Genomic DNA, 4,906 nt, shown 5'->3' on the forward strand with positions numbered 1-4,906 from the left:
TTGGTAATATTCCACGTTACCGATTGTGGCGAAAAGAAAAATGGGCTACCTTACTTCTGCACTTATCATTTGTATTGATCATTTTTGGTGCTTTCATTACCCGATATATTGGTTATGAAGGGATGATGCATATTCGTGAAGGAAATGCCGAAAGTCAGTTTTTATCACAAAAAACCTATGTAACCATCTATCTTGATGGCGATTATATGGTTGATGGCGTAGCACAACGAAAAATCATTGAACGTGAAGTTGATTTCTCTTACCGATTGGATAATAAGTTTATGGTTGAAACCGATTATAATAATATTCCTGTAAGCATTGAACTCGAAAAATTTATCAAATCGGCTGAAATTGATGTCATTCCAGATGAGTCCGGCGAATCTTACCTTAAAATTGTAGAAGCTGGCGACGGACAGCCACATAATCACTTTTTGAAAGTTGGCGAAGTTCAAAATTTACACAATGTTTTGATCGCACTGGATAGGCCTACACCTGGCGCCATAAACATTACTTCAACGCCCGATGGTTTGACGATTGAGTCTCCTTACGAAGGCGATTATATGACCATGGCTACACGTGCTACCGGATTGGTTGTGAAAGATAGTGTTCAGCCCTTAATTTTAAGATCGCGTTATGCTATTGGCAATATGTCGATGGTGTTCCCAACGCCAATTGTAAAAGGAGTTTTTGATGTGGTTAAAAAATCAGAAATGCTTAAAGGTGATGAAGATGGCGTGGTAATGAAAGTAAATGTTAATGGCGAAACACAACAAGCCAATCTTTTGGGTGGACCTTTTAAAAATAATCCTTTCGAACAATTGGAATTTGAGAATTTGACCGTAGCCATTAAATATGGGTCAAAAATGTTGCAATTGCCATTTGAGGTAAAACTTAATGAGTTTATCGGGCGTAAGTTTCCAGGGACAGAAAAAAGCTATTCATCTTATGAGAGTAAAGTAACGGTTTTGGACAAAGAATCAGGAGATTTTGATTATCACATTTATATGAATAATATTTTGGACCATAAAGGTTATCGTTTTTTCCAGGCAAGTTTTGATTCGGATGAAAAAGGAACCATTCTTTCTGTAAACCACGATTTTTGGGGAACTTGGGTCACTTATGTAGGATATATCTTATTATATATCGGTCTTATGGCTATTTGGTTTGATAAAAATACCCGTTTTGCCGATTTGAACCGCATGTTGGATAAAGTCAAAAAACAAAAAAGTAAAATGCTTACTGTACTGATGTTTGGCTTATGCACTTTTGGTTTTGCACAATCTAATTCGCATGACGACCACCGACCAACAAAAGCACAAATAGATTCTGTCCTTAAAGCCAATATTACTCCTAAAGAACATGCCGATAAATTTGGACATCTGGTCGTACAAGATTACAGTGGGCGTATGATGCCAATGGACACGTATGCTTCTGAAGTATTGCGGAAAATAAGCAAGCACGATTCTTATGAAAGCTTTGATGCCAATCAAATTATGTTGTCCATTCAAGAAAGTCCATTGTTATGGTATAATGTTCCTATTATCTACTTGGCACCAAAAAAAGCGGATACCATCAGAAAAATCATTGGTGTGCCATTTGATCAAAAACATGTGGCTTTTATTGACTTTTTTACAGAAAAAGGAAACTATAAATTACAGCCTTATCTTGAAGAAGCCTATAGAGCGGCCGTACCTAATGGTACTCAAAAAGAATTAAAGGAAGCCGATCAACGTGTTCAATTATTGCACAATACATTGGAAGGTCGTGCCATGAAAATTTTCCCGGTTCCTAACGATGATAACAATAAATGGATTTCTTCAAAGGAATTTAGAGATGAAGGCTATCGCGAAAAAATAAGTGATTCTCTTTTAGGAAATTTCATGAACAATGGTTTTAGCGCTTATTTGTTGACGCTTAATAATGCCAAGCAAACGGGTGATTTTTCCCAATCAGATGCTGTTTTGGACGGGATTACCAAAACCCAAGAAAAATATGGCAGTGAAGTCATGCTGTCTGAGAAAAAAGTAAAGACCGAAATTGCTTATAACAAGTATGATATTTTTAGAAGCCTATTTAGTTGGTACATGTACGCAGGTACCGTCATGTTCGTTCTTTTGATTATTCAAATTTTAAAAGGAAATAATAAGTATATCAACTTTGGAGTCAAAGCGTTGGCAGTAATTCTTATTGGACTATTTTTACTCCATACATTAGGATTGGGAGTAAGATGGTATTTGTCAGGGCACGCACCTTGGAGTGACGCTTACGAATCGATGATTTATGTGGCATGGGCAACCATGTTCTTTGGATTGGCTTTTGGTAGAAAAAGTGATTTGACCATTGCAGCTACGGCATTTGTAACCGCTATTATTTTGATGGTGGCACATTGGAATTGGATGGATCCAGCCATTTCAACGTTAGAACCTGTATTGGATAGCTACTGGTTAATGATCCACGTTGCGGTGATCGTGATGAGTTATGGCCCGTTTACCCTGGGGATGATTTTAGGAACTGTGGCCTTGATTTTAATGATTTTCACTACCGAAAAAAATAAAAAGAAAATGCAGCTCAATATTAGGGAAATCACCATTATCAATGAATTGGCGCTTACTACAGGATTAGTTTTATTGACCATCGGTAACTTTTTGGGCGGTATGTGGGCCAATGAAAGTTGGGGACGTTACTGGGGCTGGGACCCTAAGGAAACATGGGCCTTGATCAGTATTATGGTTTATGCATTTGTAATCCATATGCGTTTGGTGCCGGGACTTCGAGGTACTTTCGGATTTAACTTAGCCGCTATTATTGCTTTTGCAAGTATTATGATGACCTATTTTGGGGTGAATTTTTATTTATCAGGGCTTCATTCATACGCAAGTGGCGACCAGATAGTGAGCGTGAAGTTTATTTTGATCACTGTTGGTATTGTAGCAGTTTTAGCATTTTTCGCCTACCGTAAATATGCTATCCATTATAAGAAATAGAAAGTAAATTAAGTATTAAATGATAACAGCCATGAACATTTTGTTTATGGCTGTTTTTGTTTTTTGTCACAGAAAAACACTGACTTATACTTTCGTCGGTCTAATTTTGGAAAATTCAACTACTATTTTAATTTCGATAATTTCAGATTCTAACAATTGAGCTGTTTTTAGTTCAAATTGTTCTATATGTTTCTTCTTTCTTGTCTTTCGATTGAAGATGGTTATTTTAAAGTGTCGCTTAGCTTATAAATACACCAAATTAACTTATTGTAATTCCATTCCATAAAACCACAAAAAATGAATAGCTTTTTCAGCGAATCAATTTAAAGAATGAACAAAAGCTTACTGTTTCAAAAAGTGAGTAATTTAAAAAATAGCAGTTATAAAATTGTTGCCCATCTTTAATGATAATTATCTGCTCATCACCACAGATTTGAAATGCTCTGAAATAATAGGATAGGAAATCTCTTTAAAATCGTTGATGACCAAATCTGCCAATGTGTAATCTTGGTCTTTTGAAAAAACGCTATCATAGCCAACGCAAAAAATCCCAGCATTTTTAGCGGCTATAATGCCGTTGGTGGAATCTTCAATAACCATACATTCATGGCGTTGATGTCCAGAAGCCAAGGCTGCATTTTCAAAAATTTCAGGATGAGGCTTGGATGCTTTTAATTCGGTACCGCTCATTTTACCAACAAAATAAGGATTGAGATTAAAGCGATCAAAAATGTTATTGATATTATCCATGGAGGAGGAAGATGCCAAAACTAAGGACAATCCGTTGCTGTGATATTCTTTGATCAAGTCAAAAACACCATCCAAAAGATCTAATTCGCTATCGTTTTCAAACAAATATTTAAAATGATGACGTTTAATGTCAACCATGGTTTGAGGTGCCATAGGTAATTTAAATTCTTCAACCAATGCTTTGCAAATGGCCATTGTAGTCCGGCCAGTGAACGACGCAAATACATCATCAGAAATGTCGATATTGATATCATTAAATGTTTGAAAAAAGGCTTTTCGGTGAAGTGGTTCGGTGTTTACAATAACACCATCCATATCAAATAATACGGCTTTAAGCATTTGGAGCAAAGTTTATTAATAGCGTTGCAAAGATAGTCCAAATGACTAACAATCCCTACAAATGGTTTTGAAGATTTTAAATTTTATCGATCATAAAACTTTTTCGATCAACATTTTGGGATTTTATAAGTGTTTGTTTTTTAGAAAGATTGTTTTGAAGATCACATTGATTTTTATTCCAAAATTGGAATGAAATTTTTTAAAAGCACTATCTAAAAAACACTTATTATTAGCTTTTATTCGTAATTTTAAAGTTTATAAAAGTTAATAAACATGTCAAAACCAAAATACGGATTAAATACCATTTGCACCCATGTTGGGGAAATCAAGGACGAGCAATTTAAAGGTGCCGTTTCGCCAATTTATATGTCAACTTCTTATCAGTTTGATAATGTTGATATCAAGCGGTATCCGAGATATTTTAATACGCCCAATCAGGAATATTTATCAAAAAAAATTGCTGCACTTGAAAACGCTGAGGCAGGAATGATTTTTGGAAGTGGTATGGCAGCGATTAGTACAACTTTTTTGGCATTCTTAAAACAAGGCGATCATATTGTGGTTCAAAATACCTTATATGGCGGCACAAGCAATTTTATTAGAGAAGAATTTCCTAAATATGGTATCGAGTTTACGTTTACGGATGGTTATGAGGTTTCAGATTTTGAAGCTGCGATTCGTCCAAATACAAAATTGATCCATATTGAAACGCCATCCAATCCATTATTGACCATAACCGATATTAAAGGCGTAGCCGATTTGGCAAAATCAAAACATATAATTACAACGATTGATAATACTTTTGCCAGTCCGGTAAATCAAACCCCAATAGA

The 4,906-nt window shown here is 35.5% G+C and carries 3 protein-coding genes; 2 read left to right on the plus strand and 1 reads right to left on the minus strand.

The genetic code is table 11. The features are described 5' to 3' along the window. Positions 1-2,984, plus strand: a 2,984-nt coding sequence (gene ccsA / locus VNJ50_RS05315) for a cytochrome c biogenesis protein CcsA (protein WP_325579754.1), incomplete at its 5' end; no start/stop codon positions are given. Between the two features lie 411 nt (positions 2,985-3,395). Here the strand turns inward: ccsA and VNJ50_RS05320 are convergent. After that, positions 3,396-4,073, minus strand: coding sequence for an HAD family phosphatase (locus VNJ50_RS05320; RefSeq protein WP_325579756.1), 678 nt, complete (start codon positions 4,071-4,073; stop codon positions 3,396-3,398). A 273-nt stretch (positions 4,074-4,346) separates the two neighbouring features. Here VNJ50_RS05320 and VNJ50_RS05325 point away from each other — a divergent pair. Then, positions 4,347-4,906: aminotransferase class I/II-fold pyridoxal phosphate-dependent enzyme (locus VNJ50_RS05325; RefSeq protein WP_325579758.1), on the plus strand; the 560-nt coding region annotated here is incomplete at its 3' end.

The sequence above is a fragment of the Gelidibacter sp. genome (genome assembly GCF_035577925.1).
Lineage (GTDB): Bacteria > Bacteroidota > Bacteroidia > Flavobacteriales > Flavobacteriaceae > Gelidibacter.

What these genes read in the sequence shown, in the direction of transcription:
- VNJ50_RS05320 (WP_325579756.1), bottom strand. Translation starts at nt 4,073, where the DNA reads ATGCTTAAAGCCGTATTATTTGATATGGATGGTGTTATTGTAAACACC.